The organism is Paenibacillus sp. J22P169, assembly GCF_059691995.1.
In genome coordinates this window covers 2,477,543-2,494,339 of the sequence record NZ_JCAUAO010000001.1, presented here as the reverse complement: position 1 = coordinate 2,494,339, position 16,797 = coordinate 2,477,543, and the positions used below count along the sequence as shown (strand labels likewise).

Sequence of the window (16,797 nt, the reverse complement as noted above, 5' to 3'; positions counted from 1 at the left end):
GCTCCTCTTTTTTTATTTGAAAATCCAATGCTTGCGGCGAATAGATGGATTTTATCCAGTTAATTCTTCGCGAATACCGTGAAATCAGCGAATAAATGGATTTCATACAGTTAATTTTACTGGGATGGCGCAAATGTGAGTATTGGAGGAGAATTAACTACATATTTTCCATCTAAATTGAGTTTTCGCGGGGAATTCAACGGAATAGCTGTATAATTTCCTGTTATTCTTGTAGCTGAGTCCTGCGGACTATTGCGAATCTAGTAAATTCGGTTACAGTCATAAGCCAATTCCCACGCGAGCCTAGCTACTCCACCAACCCAATTGCTACAACCAATCCTGCTACCCCAACTACCCCAACTACCCCAACTACCCCAACTACCTATCCACCCTCAAATATATGCAAAAAACCTGCGCAATGGCAGGTTTCGCATTTCACTTACTATTCAATTGCTACAGTAACTCGACTTACCCTTGGAGAATAGTCTCAATGCTGCTAAGGACATCATCCGTCAAACGAATGCCGCTTGCATTGCAATTCTCAACGACTTGTTCTGGTCGGCTTGCACCGACAAGGGCGCTGGATACATTGTTTTGGCGTAGGATCCAAGCGATGGCTAGTTGAGACACCTTGATGCCTAACTCATCCGCAATACCGGATAATTGGGCTACTTTAAGTAAGGAAGCCTCGCTGAGCTGCTTTTCATCCCAGTTTTTGCTGCTTGCACGGCTATCAGTGGCGATTGGCTGACCTGCACGGTACTTGCCAGTTAGAAGTCCTTGGGCAAGAGGGGAGAATACAACCTGACCGAAGCCTTTTGCTTCGCCGAGCGGAATGATATCTTTTTCGATGTAACGATTGAACATATTGTAAATAGGCTGATTCACAATCAGCTTATCGAGCAATAGCTTATCAGCAAGCGCATAGGCTTCCACAATTTGAGCAGGCGTCCATTCACTTACCCCAATGTAAAGTACTTTACCTTGGGTAACTAGATCATCCAGAGCGCGCAGAGTTTCTTCCAACGGTGTCTCTGTGTCAAAGCGATGGCAATAGTAGATATCAATATAGTCCGCATTAAGTCGACGTAGACTTGCTTCGGCTTGTTCTTTAATATGTTTGCGGGAGAGACCGCGATCATTAGGACCGTCGCCCATTTTACCAAACACTTTCGTTGCTAAAACGTAGGAGTCCCGTGGGTAAGCCGCTAATGTTTTTCCCATAATCTTCTCCGCTTCACCGCGCTCATACACATTGGCTGTATCGAAAAAGTTAACACCTAGATCATAAGCTTGTTCAATGGAACGCACAGCAGGGTCATCCCCGACATAGCCGCCGTAGGTCATCCAACTGCCAAGACTAATTTCACTAACTTTGAGACCGCTGTTACCGAGTTTACGATATTGCATGCTGTATTGCCTCCTGATCTAACATGAAATTTGTACGGAATTGTCTGTACACATTCTATTATAAGGCATGGAGCGTTAAGAGATAAGAACTGAAAAGTAAGTGAGTTACTTACCTCCAGGTGCGGTACTTAGCTGAACAGCCAATTAAGCAAACTTCACAACCTTGTTCTTTCCTGTTGTCTTGGCGCGATACATGGCTTCATCCGCTTGTTTAATGAGTTCTTCCGCACTTAATCCATTTTTGTATTTACTATATCCGATACTCGCTGTTACGATCGTTTCTTTCTCAATTCGGCTGCGGATTCGCTCAGCAAAGGCTTCCATTTTCACGCTGGGATCGGAAACCATGATCACCATCTCTTCACCGCCATAACGACCGGCAATCCCGCATTCTTCTGCTTCATCTTTCATAATTTGAGCAACCTGTTTGAGTACATTGTCACCCATCTGGTGTCCTTGTGTATCGTTTAATTTCTTGAAATTGTCGATATCACTGAACAAAATATAAACAGGTAAATGTCGCTGCACGTACTGTGTAACGCGATTGTAGAAAAATTTACGATTATATAGCCGTGTTAAGCCGTCAGTAATCGATGAATTGTAGATGGCTTGCATGAGTTCGACGACACGTTCGAAAAGAATCATAAATAAGAGAAAATAATACAGGACAGGTAGGAGATTGGCAGCGAGGGAAAGCACGGGCTGCGCATTCTCATACATATAGGTATTTAGAAGCTGAACCGTTTGAAAGAAAAAGTAGAGAGTTAATGCTGCTTGATATTTCATTTGCTGACCGATGTAGGGTGGAATCATATAAAAACAGAGAAAAATGAGCACAAATACATACAGCTCAAGGCCAATATCTTGCAGTAGACGAACTTGATGCTCGGTCCCGCTATACAGATTAGGAACAATAAAGTGGAGCGTAGAAACGACAAATCCCATAATGATTAAGCCATAGAAAAATATATATTGCTTGCGGTTCGTTCGATTATATAATTGATAAATTCCCATATTTATAAGTACAAATGAAATAATTTTGAGCATGATCTGCGAGTAATCAGCGATGCTCGTATTGTTACCGCTAAGTATTAAATACAATTGAAGCAAACAATGGATACCGACAATAATGAGCGATATCGTCATGGACATATACGCTTTTTTGCGTCGGTCTAGAAACAAACGCAGTGAGATCACGAACATGAGCGCAACCACGACAACGATCATGGCATGGGATAGAAACGAAGCTAATTGTCCGAAAAGTAAATCCATGATGTCCATGAGTTCCTCCAAGTTGGTCTATTTTTCCACAGAAGTAGACTCTATTATAAAGGAAAATGAGGAGCAGGGATAGAACATTTGTGCTGTTGAGGCTGTGTTCTCTTTTCTATTCGCCCGACACAAGTTACAATAGGTAAGGTAAGCTCAAGGATTTGGGAGAGGGGCTCATGCAATGAACATATTGCAAGCATTGTTTTTCCCCCCGGAACAACCGGGCGGGGTATCATCCATGGTTCCCTATATTTTGGAACGATTTAATAAAAAAGGTTGGGAAATGGAACTTTTCTCGCTACCTAAGCGGATTCGCGGCAAGGGAACCGAGGACGTGTCATTCGCTACGTTCGATTGGCGGAAGTATGCCGGAAACCCGATTATCGATAAATACATTCAAACCTATAAAGATTATGTATGGTGGACGAAGCTCAGAATTTCTAAGAAATTTGATATTATACATGCCCATCATCCGATTGCTGCACTGGTTATGAAACAAATTTATCCAGATACACCTGTCATTTTGACCATTCACTCCAGTTTTGAGCGTGAGCTTATTTTGAATGGACGCATTGCTGAGAATGGCGTGGAACATCAATTCTTAACCCAGATCTATGGGGAGTTAGAGGCGAAGGTAGATCAAATTATTACGGTTTCAAATTCGTTTAAGCAGTACATGGCTGATTATGTTCAGGATAGTGAACGCATTGGCGTCATTCCAAATGGCTTTGATGAGAAGCGATTCCGTCCAATTTCACATGAAAATCAAGTCACGCAATTCATAACCGTCTGTCGGTTGGTTCCCGCGAAAGGATTGGATACACTGCTCATTGCTTGTGGTGAGCTGAAGAAGCGCGGTCATCCCTTTGTACTGCATATTATTGGCGATGGACCGAGCCGTGAAGAGCTTGAGAAATTAGCCATCGAGCACAATATTTATGAAGATACTATTTTTTATGGCTATATGCTCCATCCGGAAGAATTCATGCCGTTCTTCGATGTGTTTGTTCTGCCATCTCGTGCAGAGGCTTTCGGGTCTGTGTTCGCAGAAGCAGCGCTGTGTTGGTTGGCTTTAATTGGTACCAATGTTGGTGGGATTGCTGAACAAATCGAGCATGGTCACAACGGTTTACTTGTACCTGTAGGTGATGCGATGGCGCTAAGCCATGCACTGGAGAAAGTCGTTATAGATCCTAGCTTCCGCTACAATTTAGCGCGTGCAGCATGGGAAAAAGCGAAAAAAACTTACTCGTTGAATCGCGTACTCCGTCAATTGAAGAGTGTGTATGAACGCTATCAGGTGACAGAGCAGACAGATCAAGCGGATGCAGGTCAACAGGAATAAAGTTCACAAAGGAAGGCGTTAAAGCCATGAAACGACTACGGTTTATACATGCTGCCGATTTGCACTTAGATAGCCCTTTTAAAGGCATGTCGGCGCTTCCTGAACGGGTTCGAGAGCGAGTTCGAGAATCGACGTTCGAAGCGTTGAAGGAGCTTGTGGCACTAGCGATACAAGAACAAGTAGATTTTGTGCTGGTTAGCGGGGATGTCTACGATGTGGCGGATCGTTCGCTGCGTGCGCAAATTCGCTTTCAAAAAGCAGTGGAACAATTAGCTGCTGAAGGCATTCCTGCTTATATCATACATGGTAATCATGACCCCGAGGATGGACGTGCCGCAAAGCTGGTTTGGCCGGCAGACGTTCATTTTTTTGCGTCTGAGCAGGTGGATACCTTCCAGATCGTGAAGCCGGATCGCGGCTTGATTGCCGAGATACATGGTATTTCGTATGGGAACTCAGCGGTTACCGAGAATCTTGCTTTGAAATTTAAAAGGGGACAAGCCCAAGTCTGTCAAATCGGACTTCTCCATACGAATGTCGATGGAGATCCCCATCATGATAATTATGCACCTTGCAGCAAGCAGGATTTAATGGACGCGGGCATGCATTACTGGGCTCTCGGCCATGTACATACAAGACAGGTTTTGAACCAGCACCCAGCCATCGTGTACCCAGGAAATATTCAAGGTCGAAGTATTCGAGAAACGGGGCCTCGCGGCTGTTATCTAGTAAACATAGATGAAAATGGACGCTCGGAGCTTACTTTTCACGCGCTAGACACGGTTCGTTGGTTTCAAGAAAAATTATTAGTAACACATATTCGGACGGAGCAGGTATTGAAAGATCGCTTAGGTGAACTGTTGGATCGGCTGCGTCAAGAAGCCGATGGCCGAGACGGGATTGTGCGAATCGTCTTGGAAGGTCGTAGTGAGATTCATGAACGGCTGCGAAAGGGACGAGCCTTGCAAGAATTGATGGATGAGTTGAGAGAAGAAGAAGTGGAGCGGGGCAGCTTTGTGTGGATCGAATCGATCGAGGATCGAACGGCAAGCGAGCTTGATCTGGCAGCAGCTTTGGAAGAGAAGAGCTTCTTAGGCGATCTATTAAGGTTTGCAGCTGCGTTGCAAAACGACGACGCCTCACTGGAGAGCTTCGCTGGCGAAGCTTTAGCCGCACTGCAAGGGTTGCCTCATTCCGCAGGGAATCCGGCAGCGGCAACGCCCGAGCAGCTGCACGAATGGCTGAGTTCCGCAGAAATACTTGTCGCGGATCTGCTGACCGCAGATGGAGGGGGACCTGGATGAGAATTATAGCCATCCAAGTCGATGGATTTGGCAGCTTGCGTGATCGCCAGCTGCATACGGACGGTAATTTGGCCGTTTTCTATGGCGCGAACGAAGCGGGCAAGAGCACGCTCATGGGTTTCGTTCGCGCGGTGCTGTTCGGCTTCCCGACGCGAACGAATCGCTCGGAGCGCTACGAGCCGCTGGGCGGCGGCGCCCACGGGGGTGCGCTGACCCTGCTCGATGAGCAGGGTCAGCGCATCCGCGTCGAGCGCTACGACGCGCCCGCCACAGGCGGCAAGCGAGCCTCTGCGGGGCTCGTCAAGGTCACGCTCGGTGATGGCACCACCGGCGGCGAAGAGCTGCTGAACACGCTGCTAGGCGGCCTCTCGGCCGACCTCTATCGCAGCTTGTTCGCTTTTGGTTTAACCGAGCTGCAGGAGCTTCGCACCCTGCAGACCGATGAGCTCAGCGGCTATCTGTATAGCGCTGGGCTTGGTGTAAGCGGTTCAGCCATCATGGAGGCTGAACGCAAGCTGACGGCGCAGGCCGACGGCCTGTACAGACCCCGCGGACGCAATCAGGAGATGAACCGTCTCCTGAAGGAGCTCGAGGGTCTGGAGCAGTCGCTGCGCCGCAGCCGTGACGGAGCAGCCGACTACGATCGGCTGCAGGAAGAGCGCCGCGCCGCGGAGGCGCGCGCTGCTGCCCTGGAGGAGCAGCAGGAGGCGCTGCGCGCGGAGCTGCACAAGCTCAGCCTGGCCGGCAAGGCGCGCAGCGGCTGGCTCCGCTTGCGGCAGATCGGCCGCGAGCTGGAGGGCCTGCCGGCTCGCCCAGGCTTCCCGGAGCAGGCCACCGCAAGGCTGGAGGCGCTAGAGGCTGAGCAGGAGCGCCTCCAGGCGGAGCGCGACAAGCTGCAGCTGCGAGTGCTGAGCTTGCGCGGTGAGCTTGCTGCGCTCCCTATGGAGCCGAAGGTGCTCGCGCATCAAATCGAGCTGAACCACTTGCTGGAGCAAGCGGCTAGCTATGAGGAGCATAAGCGCCAGATCGAGCAGCTTCAAGTTGAGCTTGCGCACCAACGTGCGCAAGTAGATAGATTACTATCCAATTTGGATGTGCAATGGGATGAAACCGATGTCACCTCGTTCGCTGTTACAATTTCACTTCGCGAACAGGTGCGTACCTATAGAGAGAAATTCCGCCTAAGAACGGAAAATGAGCTGCGCATGCAGACGGAGCTGGAGAGCTTACAGGTGCAGATTACGCGCGAGCAAGAGCGTGTAGCTCAATTGGAAGAGGCCAGCCGAGGTATGCGTGGTGGTACGGGGTCCCTTGACTCCGATCCAATGTCATTCTTGCAGAAGTTGGCTTCGGATTATGCCCGTTGGCAGCTAGTATCCAGTCAAGTTGCTCATCACCGAGAACGTCAAGCTGAACAACAGGTATACCTTCAAGGTCTCGAAGAAGCAGCTAAGGTTGGTCGAGATTCGGCTCGTGCATTGCGTGGACGCCTGATGATCGCAGCAGGGCTTCTAGCGCTGGTTACACCGCTAATTTTCGGCTGGCAGGGCAACTGGCTCGCCGCTGCCTGTATGTTTCTTATTTTCGCAGGGGTGTCTTGCTATATTTGGTTGATGGGTCGTCAAAAGGAAGGGAGCAGAGCGTCTCGTGCCATGCCCCCCATCATCGTTCAAGATCATCGCATGGAGCAGGAACTCGAACAGTTGGAACATCGTATTCAAGATCAGATTCGCCAATATGGGCAAAGACTACAGAAGTATCAACAGTCAAGCTTTCAAGAAGCGGCTGTTGCCACAATGCAAACCAATGATTTTCCTAATGTATCGCTGCAAGCCCTTCAGCCACATCTGGACGCTTGGTTTCGGGATGCGGAGAAGAGTAAGCATTTACACAGCGAGCAGCTCCGAAAGCTTGAGAAATTCAGGGATGCTCAGGAAAATCTGCAAACGTTAGAGCAGCAAAATGAGCAGCGCATCCGCTATGCAGCGGAAGTCAAAGCGGAAACGGATCAATTGTATTCCGCCTGGCAGGAATGGCTGCAAAACCTAGGGGTAGGTTTACATTTATCAACAGATGCCCTACTCGAAACGATACAGGTCATCGAGCAGGCGCAGGAGGGACTGCGTCAGCTGAACAAAATAGCATCCAAGCTAGACATGTTAACCGGAAACGTCCATACATTTGAAGAAACGGTAAGTAAGCTGCTTGAGTTGCCACCTTCCAGTCACGATGCTTTGTTTGCGTTGAAGCGTTGGAAAGAAGATGAGCAGCGGCAGTTCGTACTCCTCGCGGAACAAAAGCAGAACGAGCAGTTGCACTTAGAAGCTGAGCAAGAACTCTTGCTAGTTCAGCAACATGCGGATCGGACACAAGCGCGTCTTCAACAGCTCTTACAGGAGGCTACTGCAGCTGACGGTGAGCAGCTCCGCATTCTGGAAAGGGAGCAACTGGAACGGAGAAAGCTGGATGACGAGCGAGTTCTATTGGAAGCTTCGCTTGAATCGCTGTTAAGCCGAGCGGCCATACCGAGCTTTGTGGAGCTGATGGATGCACAAGGCGAAGAAGATCTAGCGCTGTTAGCGGTGTCGCTGCAAGAGAAGCTCGTGGATACGATCACGAACACGAATGAGCTCAGAGAAGCCATCGGAAAGCTTACGGGGCAGATCGAGAAGCTGGAGCAGGGTCCGGAAGCGGCGAATCAGCGTTTACAAGTGGAAGCGATTCGAACGACGTTATCTCAACAAGTGAATCAGTACGCGGTGGCTTCGTTTGCTGCACTCCTTTTGAAAAAGGCACGCGATTTGTATGAAAAGGAGCGTCAGCCGGGCGTGCTGCTGCGGGCTTCTAAGTATTTCACCAAGATGACGAATAGCGCGTTCGTAGCTGTCAAAGCACCCTTTGGCGAGCAACGATTACTTGCTGTAAGAGCTAACGGACAGACCGTAGATACGAACCAGCTTAGTCGTGGAACAGCCGAGCAGCTCTACTTATCTATGCGTTTTGCGCTTGTAGAAGAGTATGGTGGAAAGGCCATTTTACCATTGGTTTTGGACGATATTCTCGTGAATTTCGATGAGGAACGAATGGAAAGCTGTTTACGCGTTCTGGCTGATTTGAGTCAGCGTCATCAGGTTCTGCTGTTTACATGCCATGGTCATGTGCGTGATGCGGCAGCCCGTGTAATTCCTGGTCACCTTTATATTCACTTATAGAAGTCATGGATTGGAGGTATGAAACGTGGAATCAGGAGACGAGAAGAGGAAAGATCATCGTGAAATTTCCTATCAGGTCGGGTGGAAAAAAGGGAAGATCCAGTGGAATGAGGGAGCCTCAGATACGCTTCGAGCTCTCAAGGGAGAACAAGAGGATGGGGAGACGGAAAGGAAGCGTCTGCAGCTGATTTGGTTTCCTGCGATGAAGCTCCCCCCAGTGATGATTCTCCCCTTGCTTTATGCGCTTCCAGTCATTAGCTTTGTCTGCACGTTATTGCTCATCTATGGCTTGCGTCAGCACTAGCCTAGGAAGATGAAAGGAGAGCCCGCGAATGAATTTATTTTTAGCTATTCTAGGTGCGGTGGTCGGTCTCTTTGTGACAGGTGCCGGCATCTATACCGCTTGGACCGTTCACCAGCTCTGGCGTCAGCAAGCTGCCTCGCCGAGAGCAGTCAGCCAAGTCGAGATCGCTGTTACTTATTTCTCAAGATGGACTATTATTGATTATTCCGTAGTTGGGTTATTTCTCATAGGACTATTATTGATGATCGCTGAGCTTGTGGCAGTTGGGCGAGATCATACGGAGATCGCGAATTTCCACTGGGCGTATTTGCTTACAGGGATTATCATTTCCGCAATGGGCATGCTGTTGTTGTTCATCCGTTTGATTGTCGTGCTCAGCTTCCCCCAAGGGAGTGCTCTACAACGTGCTTCGGCGGTTGCGCCAGATCATCAACACGAGCCAAACGACACTAACCACGCCAAATAGCGGGTATAAGGCGGTTAATAGCGTTTTAAATCCAATGTGGCTGATTGCGTAGCTAAGAAGTAAGATGGCGATGAGCAGCAATTTGGGAGGCACCTTGATTCGTTGCTGCAACTGCATGGATAAGCCATAGGCATCGCCAATAAAGGTCGTGAATATTTCGCCGTAAATGACGAGCAAATAAGCGACTTGAGGGAAATAGCCAAGTTTAGTCATGATATTTCCCATTGGAATTTCAAATTGTGCGATACCTGGCATTTGTGCAGACAGGGCATAATGCGCAGCAAGTAGAAGCAGCCCAATGCCTGCTCCGCCAAGCATTCCGCCCCAATAGAGCACGGAACGATCGCGAATCGCTCCGCCCATCGGTACGAGTACGGCTTGTGCCATGGCCAAATTAAAGGCAGTGTATAGAAATGGGGCAAACCAGACGCGAATAAGCGAATCATCGCTTGTAATGCGCAGCCAATTGCCAGACGCAGGGGAATTCCAGGTATAAACGACAATGACGAAGCTGAAGATTAACATAATGGGCACAACGATGGAGTTGACGGTCATGATGGCTTTGATCCCGCGCGTTAGAACCACATATGAAAGAACGAGCGTGATCAGAAGTCCAGTCGTGTAGGAGAGATGAAGCTGCTCTTCAAACACTGTGCCTGCACCCGCTAACATGACCGTTGTAATGCCAAAAAGAACAACCATCATAAACAAACTGATCCATTTTCCGATTTTTTCTCCAAAAAGCACCTTATTTAAATCCTCATAGGATTCTGCTTTCAAGTCATGTGCCATAAGCATAAGTTGTATGCCGATCCATATGAACAACACCGTAGATAAAGCAATCGTTAATGTTGCCAGCGAGCCATAGCGAGTGAAAAATTGAAGGATTTCTTGTCCGGAAGCAAAACCTGCCCCAACGACGGTTCCGATGTAGGTGAAGGCGACACGGACAATCTGTGCACCATTTCGCATATATTGCCTCGCTTTCTTTCGTTTGATATAGTACAAGGTATGTTTGTGTGCATGCTCGCATGACTGGAACTTAGGGCAAGCCCCTGCGTAAGTCCCATTGCGCGGAAAAGGGCAGTTGATGTTAAATTCGGGAGTGTGTCGGTTGTGAAGGAATTCCTGTTTGATTTTATTAGCCATTACGGCTATGTAGCTTTATATCTCTTGTTGTCCGCTGGGATGGTTGGTGTTCCGATTCCGGATGAAACCTTAATGGTATTCATCGGGTCTTTGACTGCTCTAGGAGGCCCATTTGATTACGGACCAACACTTGCCGTTATTTATGCAGGGACGATGACGGGGATGACGGTAAGCTATATAATCGGTCATCGTGTGGGTAAACCATTTCTTAATCGGTATGGCAAATGGGTGAAGTTGACTCCTAGTCGAATCGAGAGAGCGGAAGGTTGGTTTAAGAAATACGGGCTGTGGACGGTTTTCTTCGGGTACTTCGTACCTGGCGTTCGCCATTTCACTTGTTATTTGTCAGGTGTTAGCGGCGTGAAGTTTTATAAGTATATCTTGTATGCGGGAACCGGAGCGCTGCTTTGGTGTACAACCTTTCTGACACTGGGCCGATTCATCGGCAATAATCTTGAAGGGTTTTTACACTTGATGCATACCTACATGGGGATTTCACTATTCTTTCTGGCTATTCTTGCTGCCATCGGCGTTCTGATCTACCTTAGATTCCGTAAGCATCATATTGTTGTTCTGAAACGTAAACCCAAAAAAAGACCATGAATTTCAACCTTAGAGGCTGAATTCATGGTCTTCTGTTTGATTGCAGGGGTTAAGAGTTGGCAAAAAGCTTAATGGATTGAATCGTGTTGTTATGCGGATCAATATCGATCTTAAGCAAAGTGCCCTGTGATTTGTAGGACAACACGTAGGTTGAGTTCGTATCTGGCTTGCCAAGGGTGGCGATTGCGTCTTGTACGCTTTGACCTAAACGTAAGCCATGTAAACCGGGATCGATGTCAATCGAATGCACATCAACGAATTCAAGTGTTCCTTTGCTATTGAAACCAACTGAAAAGTCTGTGAAATCGTAAACCTCAATGTTGTCTTCTTCCATGACAAATTGCTTTTTCACTTTGCCAAAACGCTCCAGTACTGCAGCTTTTGGTGTGCCAAGCTTTAATCCCATCAAGGTCGGCTTTTCTTGCTGGTAAGCATCTTCCGCTTTTACCTTCGGCTTAGCAGTAGGCTTAGGACTTGTGAAAGCTTGGTTTGGGGTAATATCCCCTTGATCTACTTTGGTGATACCAGCGACTTGAGCTTCATGCTTGATGCTTTCGTCTATCGCAGGTGTGGCAGTCGGAACGGCGACGATGGTCGGAGGAGTAGATTCTTGGTTCACTTGTGAAGGTGTATACGTGCTTGAAACGTCTATAGTAGCCTTAGGAGCAGGAGCAGATGATTCTTGGCATCCAGTTACCAAGAATGATGCAATTGCAACAGGCATACAGCCTACAAGGATGGGTCTAATTAGGTTGTTCATTGCCATCTTTCCTTTCCTCCGAAGAGTCATTGAAGTAGAAAATACAAGTAAGATTAATGATACTGTTTTATCGTAGGTTTTCAATGCATCTTCCTGCCCAAATGTGAGCAATTCTAGAACGAATTCCAAATGAATGTAATCCTTATATTATATAGACACCTAAGATAACCAAAAAGTTTCAGTGAATTTTTGTTATTTTCTAAATGGACTTGAAAGAGGCAGGAGCAATATGGTAACTTACTCATAATAGAAAGCTTTAGGGGGCCGATTTCATGGAGTTATTAAAACAGCGGATCTTAGAGGTCGGCGTCGTTGCTTCGGATCAAGTACTTAAACTTGATGCTATTTTGAATCACCAAGTAGATCCTGTTCTCATTATGGAGATGGGAAAAGAATTTGCAAGATTGTTTAGAGAAACCAAGCCAGACAAAGTATTAACAGTGGAATCATCAGGTATTCCTATTGCTTATACGACTGCTTTGCAGCTCGGTGTTCCGATGGTATTTGCCCGTCGTAAGAAGACGTTAACGATGGATCAAGATACGTATAGTGAACGCGTGCCATCCTTTACCAAAGGAATTGTTACCGATATTATGGTATCTTCACATTTGCTGCAAAAAGGCGAGCGCATTTTGTTGATTGATGATTTTATTGCCAACGGGGATGCAGCCCGCGGCTTAATCCGCATTGTGGAAAAAGCAGAAGCAGAGCTAGTCGGCGTAGGTATTGTTGTAGAGAAATCCTTTCAAAATGGCGGGAAATCCATCCGCGAACGCGGCATTCGCGTGGAGTCACTGGCTCGAATCGCCTCACTGGCGAACGGGCAGATCACTTTTGACTGATTTTACATCATGAGAATGACTTCCCTGAAACCGATTTATCTATTATAATGATTACAAGGTAAGAGAGGAGGCTGACATCTATGGGTATCGAAAATGGTTCCATTGACTATTTTATGACAAAGCTTGGGGAAGCAAAGACTCACTTTGAACGTGCTCTTGATTGTAAACATACAGAGTTTGATGACCTGTATCCGTATATGATTGAACACCCTCAATTTTTCTGGTATAAGCGCTATGTAGCCTGGTCCGAGTTGTTAACTATCGTGAAGCTTTGTACGGAGCTAACGATCGAGTGGGAGCAGCAGTTCTCTGTTGCACAATCGGATTATATCAAGAAACGTGTGATGTCAAGCAAAGTCCTTGATTTCTGGTTTGAAACGAATGATTCGAAAGAGCATGTAAGTTAATTACCCATATATGATAAAAAGGCCAATGAATTCCACAGGGATTCTTGGCCTTTTTAATGTTTGGCTAGATGCCATTTTCTAAAACGTTCATGGTTTCGATATGTCTTTTGGTCTGCTCAGAGCCAAGACGATGCAGCGTTCGATATACTTCCGTTAAGTAATAGTCATATTCCTGATTCGTTTCATTCGAGTAGTACACTTTCCAGGGGAGCCAGGAAGTTGCGTAGCTGCCTTGAGAAGAATTGTCGGTCTCTTCAAAAAGCTCCTGCAGCTTAGCGATGTCATCTTCCGTTGCGGATATTTCAAATTCATAATCAAGTGCGGTGCTGTCTTCGAGTACTTCTCCCGTACCTACATTGATGTAGTACGTTCTCTTCTCCATTGTAATGTCCTCCCTTACGGTAGGCATGAGTTAGCCTTTGCCTTGTCGCATGTCTCGTCCTCGTTAAGGTAACCGAAGATGAATGGATTTATGTAACGTTTCACCGAATCGCAAATTGGTGTATGCTAAGGAAGTTGTGATACTTATAATGGAGGTGCTACATAGATGATTTCAGAAGAACAATTGGATCAATATCGCGTAGATAGCACACTGCTTCGTGTAATTAGAGATGTCAGCCCCGCGAACGATGTTCGAGGTATTGTCGTTGCATGGGATGATGAGACGGTTCTGATTCGCAAAAAAAACCGTAGAGTCGTCAAGCTTGCCCGCGGTTACGTGTATCAGCCTTATGAGAACGAAAGGCCGCCAGCGTTCATGCTGCCTCAAGAAACGATAACGCCGGATGATCTGTCCGATGACGCAGATTGAGGGAGCGGGAGCTTCTGATAGAAGCTTCATAGCAAGTGTGGGGATGAAGCAGGTGCAATCGCCATACGGACGGTATTTGCAGATTAATAGCGACAACCCATTGCGAACACTGAATTCCTCCCCATGGGGTGGCGGATTTGGCCATCATCGGGTGTTGATGAATAGACAAGTGGACAAGGCCTATAACGAGATTGACCCGCTGCTGGAGATGGAAGCTTTCATTGCACGTGAAGGGCTGGATCCTCAAGAAACGGCTGGCATGCTTACCGCGGCTTGGGTGAAGGATGTGGGCTTCAAGGAATTAGCTTGGCCTCCAGAGGAAGAGCATGGTGTGGAGCCTGTTGACGAGGCAAAAGTAGACGAATCGCTTCGAGTTGCCGCTTGGGTGACCGTCGGGCTCGGGAATAAAGCACGAGCAGGTGCTATACTGCCAGCTACCTCGCTCTATCCTGGTACGATTAACACTATCATTGTCATTGAAGGCAATTTGACGGATGCAGCCATGGTGAATGCCGTAATTACGGCTACAGAAGCCAAAGCTGCGGCTCTTCAAGAATTGAACACCACGATCCATGGTCAGATCGCAACAGGTACGACAACAGATGCGGTGTTAATTGCCGCGACGGGGAGAGGAGCGACGTACCGCTACGCTGGTACAGCGACTACTGTAGGCTACCTGATTGGAAGAACGGTTTACGAAGCTATCCTAGCATCAGGAACGTTGTATGAGCTTGAAATGAGTAAGCGTTCTGCTGCACATTCGCAGGGATGACCAGAATCGCCATCTCCCAGCGCTGTAACGGTGAAAAACACGCTTACAGATGCGGAATATAACGCTTCGATATAAATAATTGCAAAAAGAGGGTCCCAAGCCATATAAATGGCTTTTGGGATACCCTCTTTATTTATACAGTTTGCTTATCTACGTTCTGCGGAACACGCCATAGCCGAGGCCTGCTGCTAGCGCGTCGATGTCAGAGATTTCGCCATCATCATTCTCGTTTTTGAAATTCGGATCGTGAACGATCCCCTCTGCTTCACCCTCGGTTAAATGACGCTGATTGCCCGTATACTTCGGCTCCAATGCTTTGATTTCTTCTTCATCCATAGGTCATACCTCCTTTGCGAATAGGGTTAGGAAGTGGTTATATAATTATACATGCGTGGTAAAAGTTTCATTGACGAGCTTTCGCATCACATGGTATATTAATTTTGTAAACGCGATCATGGCGGAATTGGCAGACGCGCACGGTTCAGGTCCGTGTGGGCTTACCCCCGTGGAGGTTCGAGTCCTCTTGATCGCATCGCGGAAACACCCTTTTCTGAGTTCTCAGAGAAGGGTGTTTTTATGTCCAAACGCTGCCCTGTAGCGGTTTTCATGAAATGAAGGTATAATACATAGGATAGATTGTACATTTCTCTAAATCTAAAGGAGCTGAATTTTTCATGGATAGAACAGTTACGATTACACAATCCGGCAGCTTTGCGCATGTGCTTCAAACGTTCGCCATTTCCCTATTAGTTTCCTTTCTGGGGACATTGATCGGCGCAATGGTAGTACCTCCATCTATGGTTATGCTCTTCGTTATCGCAGAGGTGGTCATGCTGGTAGCGGCTATCGTTATCCGAATTCGCGGCAAGCATATTGGCTACGGCTTTCTCTACGCGTTCACAGCGATTTCTGGCGTGACGCTATATCCAGTCATCATGGCGTATGGCGGACAGCTTGGCGCTAGTGTGGTATCGGGTGCTTTTTTCGCAACGGCAGCGATTTTCGGGTCATTGGCCTTCTATGCCCACCGTTCCCAACGTGATTTTAGCTTCCTAGGCGGCTTCTTGTTTGCAGGTACGATTGGACTTGTCCTGATGAGTGTGCTAGGTATGTTCCTAAACTTCGGCTCTGTCATGAATTTGGTTTGGTCGATGGTTGGGATTCTGATCTTTAGCGGTTGGGTTCTGTACGATGTCGCACAGTATCGCAACGGTGTCGCATCCGAAGCTGTTCCACTTGCAGCATTGAATATTTATCTTGATTTTATTAACTTGTTCCTATACATTTTGCGTTTCATCGCTTCGATCGCGGGATTTAACAGAAACTAATGATGCGGTTAACGCAGGACAATAAAAAAGCACGATGGCTCCGAACCACGAAAATGTGGGGGAGACCATCGTGCTTTTTTGCTGAAAGGCTAAGACTTGCCTGGCAGCCTTTTCGTATGAAAAAAAGGAATATCTCCTCGAAAGCTTCGATTGATTTCTAGCAGTGTATGGATTAACTGGGTCAGATCAGTATAATTCATACGGAGTGTGAAAGGAGCTACATTTTTTTCGGATTTTATACGTATCTCAAGCCTAAGATTTGCTTCATCCATATAAATGTCAAGCTGCTCAGTTGCAAGCATTAGTTCCCACATTCAAACCAACACCTCTTTCTCTCTCTAGTTACTCTAAGCTTATGTTTGTTGGACGAGATTAGAAGCATATGCAACGAACCAAATGGATGCTTTTTATGGAAATAAGCACGATTTCAGCACTTGCCTCATACAATTTAATGATCCTAATTGAAAGAGGTGAGAAGACCTATGGCAACTTGTAGCACATGGATATATAAAGGGATTTCGCCTTCGGTATTCAGAGCGTTGCAGCAGGTAGGTAGGAGGCAAGGATTTGCTATACCTAACACAGCTTCAGGCAAATTTACGATATCAGTGGTCAGCATGAATGTTGGCTTCCAATATGCCTGGGATACGAATGCACAAACCTTGATGTTGCTGTGTGATAATAAGCCGATGCTGTTAGGCTGTGGCACGATCAAATCCTTTGCTGATAAAATTATTGCGGAGAGCGGCGGAAGGCCAGGATGATTGCCAATGAGTAAGCGGTATGCCACCTGTCTTTGCGTAGTTTAAAGC

The 16,797-nt window shown here is 47.1% G+C and carries 18 protein-coding genes and 1 tRNA gene; 13 read left to right on the top strand and 6 right to left on the bottom strand.

What is annotated here, in order from left to right:
• Nucleotides 1-468 precede the first annotated feature (468 nt).
• Both AC58QG_RS11470 and AC58QG_RS11465 read right to left on the bottom strand, forming a co-directional pair.
• Nucleotides 469-1,410: an aldo/keto reductase family protein gene (locus AC58QG_RS11470; RefSeq protein ID WP_497362172.1), complete on the bottom strand. Its 942-nt coding sequence runs from the start codon at nt 1,408-1,410 to the stop codon at nt 469-471.
• A gap of 144 nt (nt 1,411-1,554) precedes the next feature.
• Nucleotides 1,555-2,691 (bottom strand): GGDEF domain-containing protein, encoded by a 1,137-nt coding sequence (locus tag AC58QG_RS11465; RefSeq protein ID WP_497362171.1) that lies wholly within the window; start codon nt 2,689-2,691, stop codon nt 1,555-1,557.
• Between the two features lie 172 nt (nt 2,692-2,863).
• Here AC58QG_RS11465 and AC58QG_RS11460 point away from each other — a divergent pair, with 172 nt between their 5' ends.
• Genes AC58QG_RS11460 through AC58QG_RS11440 form a run of 5 tightly spaced genes read left to right on the top strand, consistent with a single transcriptional unit; the run spans nt 2,864 to nt 9,313 of the window.
• Nucleotides 2,864-4,027, top strand: a complete 1,164-nt coding sequence (locus AC58QG_RS11460; protein ID WP_497362170.1) for a glycosyltransferase family 4 protein — start codon at nt 2,864-2,866, stop codon at nt 4,025-4,027.
• Nucleotides 4,028-4,053: 26 nt separating this feature from the next.
• Nucleotides 4,054-5,331 carry a metallophosphoesterase family protein gene (locus tag AC58QG_RS11455; protein ID WP_497362169.1) on the top strand — a complete coding sequence of 426 codons (1,278 nt, stop codon included), beginning with the start codon at nt 4,054-4,056 and terminating at the stop codon, nt 5,329-5,331.
• Nucleotides 5,328-8,543: an AAA family ATPase gene (locus AC58QG_RS11450; protein WP_497362168.1), complete on the top strand. Its 3,216-nt coding sequence runs from the start codon at nt 5,328-5,330 to the stop codon at nt 8,541-8,543. The genes AC58QG_RS11455 and AC58QG_RS11450 overlap by 4 nt, the downstream gene beginning before the upstream one ends.
• 25 nt (nt 8,544-8,568) lie before the next feature.
• Entirely contained in the window at nt 8,569-8,847 is a 279-nt protein-coding gene (locus AC58QG_RS11445; RefSeq protein ID WP_497362167.1) for a hypothetical protein, read from the top strand.
• A 28-nt stretch (nt 8,848-8,875) separates the two neighbouring features.
• Nucleotides 8,876-9,313, top strand: a complete 438-nt coding sequence (locus AC58QG_RS11440; protein ID WP_497362166.1) for a hypothetical protein — start codon at nt 8,876-8,878, stop codon at nt 9,311-9,313.
• Here AC58QG_RS11440 and AC58QG_RS11435 read toward each other — a convergent pair.
• Entirely contained in the window at nt 9,245-10,285 is a 1,041-nt protein-coding gene (locus AC58QG_RS11435; RefSeq protein ID WP_497362165.1) for a YkvI family membrane protein, read from the bottom strand. The genes AC58QG_RS11440 and AC58QG_RS11435 overlap by 69 nt on opposite strands.
• A gap of 144 nt (nt 10,286-10,429) precedes the next feature.
• On the opposite strand from AC58QG_RS11435, the gene AC58QG_RS11430 reads away from it, so the two are divergent.
• Nucleotides 10,430-11,065 carry a DedA family protein gene (locus AC58QG_RS11430; protein WP_497362164.1) on the top strand — a complete coding sequence of 212 codons (636 nt, stop codon included), beginning with the start codon at nt 10,430-10,432 and terminating at the stop codon, nt 11,063-11,065.
• A 49-nt stretch (nt 11,066-11,114) separates the two neighbouring features.
• Here AC58QG_RS11430 and AC58QG_RS11425 read toward each other — a convergent pair whose 3' ends face one another.
• Entirely contained in the window at nt 11,115-11,831 is a 717-nt protein-coding gene (locus AC58QG_RS11425; protein WP_497362163.1) for a DUF4309 domain-containing protein, read from the bottom strand.
• 266 nt (nt 11,832-12,097) lie between these two features.
• Here AC58QG_RS11425 and AC58QG_RS11420 point away from each other — a divergent pair, with 266 nt between their 5' ends.
• Both AC58QG_RS11420 and AC58QG_RS11415 read left to right on the top strand, forming a co-directional pair.
• Complete coding sequence (locus AC58QG_RS11420; RefSeq protein WP_497362162.1) at nt 12,098-12,667, top strand: xanthine phosphoribosyltransferase; 570 nt, start codon at nt 12,098-12,100, stop codon at nt 12,665-12,667.
• 80 nt (nt 12,668-12,747) lie between these two features.
• Nucleotides 12,748-13,074 (top strand): hypothetical protein, encoded by a 327-nt coding sequence (locus AC58QG_RS11415; RefSeq protein WP_056615938.1) that lies wholly within the window; start codon nt 12,748-12,750, stop codon nt 13,072-13,074.
• Between the two features lie 64 nt (nt 13,075-13,138).
• Here the strand turns inward: AC58QG_RS11415 and AC58QG_RS11410 are convergent, their stop codons facing one another.
• On the bottom strand, nt 13,139-13,456 hold the full coding sequence (locus tag AC58QG_RS11410; RefSeq protein WP_057309825.1) for a hypothetical protein: 318 nt from the start codon (nt 13,454-13,456) through the stop codon (nt 13,139-13,141).
• A 165-nt stretch (nt 13,457-13,621) separates the two neighbouring features.
• Between AC58QG_RS11410 and AC58QG_RS11405 the strand changes: the two genes are divergently transcribed.
• Together AC58QG_RS11405 and AC58QG_RS11400 are read left to right on the top strand one after the other, a co-directional pair.
• On the top strand, nt 13,622-13,885 hold the full coding sequence (locus AC58QG_RS11405; protein ID WP_497362161.1) for a hypothetical protein: 264 nt from the start codon (nt 13,622-13,624) through the stop codon (nt 13,883-13,885).
• Complete coding sequence (locus AC58QG_RS11400) at nt 13,872-14,657, top strand: adenosylcobinamide amidohydrolase (protein ID WP_497362160.1); 786 nt, start codon at nt 13,872-13,874, stop codon at nt 14,655-14,657. The genes AC58QG_RS11405 and AC58QG_RS11400 overlap by 14 nt, the downstream gene beginning before the upstream one ends.
• 150 nt (nt 14,658-14,807) lie before the next feature.
• Here the strand turns inward: AC58QG_RS11400 and AC58QG_RS11395 are convergent, their stop codons facing one another.
• A complete protein-coding gene (locus tag AC58QG_RS11395) occupies nt 14,808-14,993 on the bottom strand; it encodes a hypothetical protein (RefSeq protein WP_497362159.1) in 186 nt (61 codons plus the stop codon).
• A 112-nt stretch (nt 14,994-15,105) separates the two neighbouring features.
• On the opposite strand from AC58QG_RS11395, the gene AC58QG_RS11390 reads away from it, so the two are divergent.
• The 3 genes from AC58QG_RS11390 to AC58QG_RS11380 all read left to right on the top strand — a co-directional run bounded on the left by AC58QG_RS11390 (nt 15,106) and on the right by AC58QG_RS11380 (nt 16,749).
• A tRNA-Leu gene (locus AC58QG_RS11390) sits at nt 15,106-15,189 on the top strand.
• A gap of 142 nt (nt 15,190-15,331) precedes the next feature.
• The gene (locus AC58QG_RS11385) at nt 15,332-15,985 is read left to right on the top strand and encodes a Bax inhibitor-1/YccA family protein (RefSeq protein ID WP_497362158.1); all 654 of its coding nucleotides are present in this window, start codon (nt 15,332-15,334) and stop codon (nt 15,983-15,985) included.
• 482 nt (nt 15,986-16,467) lie between these two features.
• Entirely contained in the window at nt 16,468-16,749 is a 282-nt protein-coding gene (locus AC58QG_RS11380) for a hypothetical protein (protein ID WP_497362157.1), read from the top strand.
• The last annotated feature ends 48 nt before the right edge of the window (nt 16,750-16,797 follow it).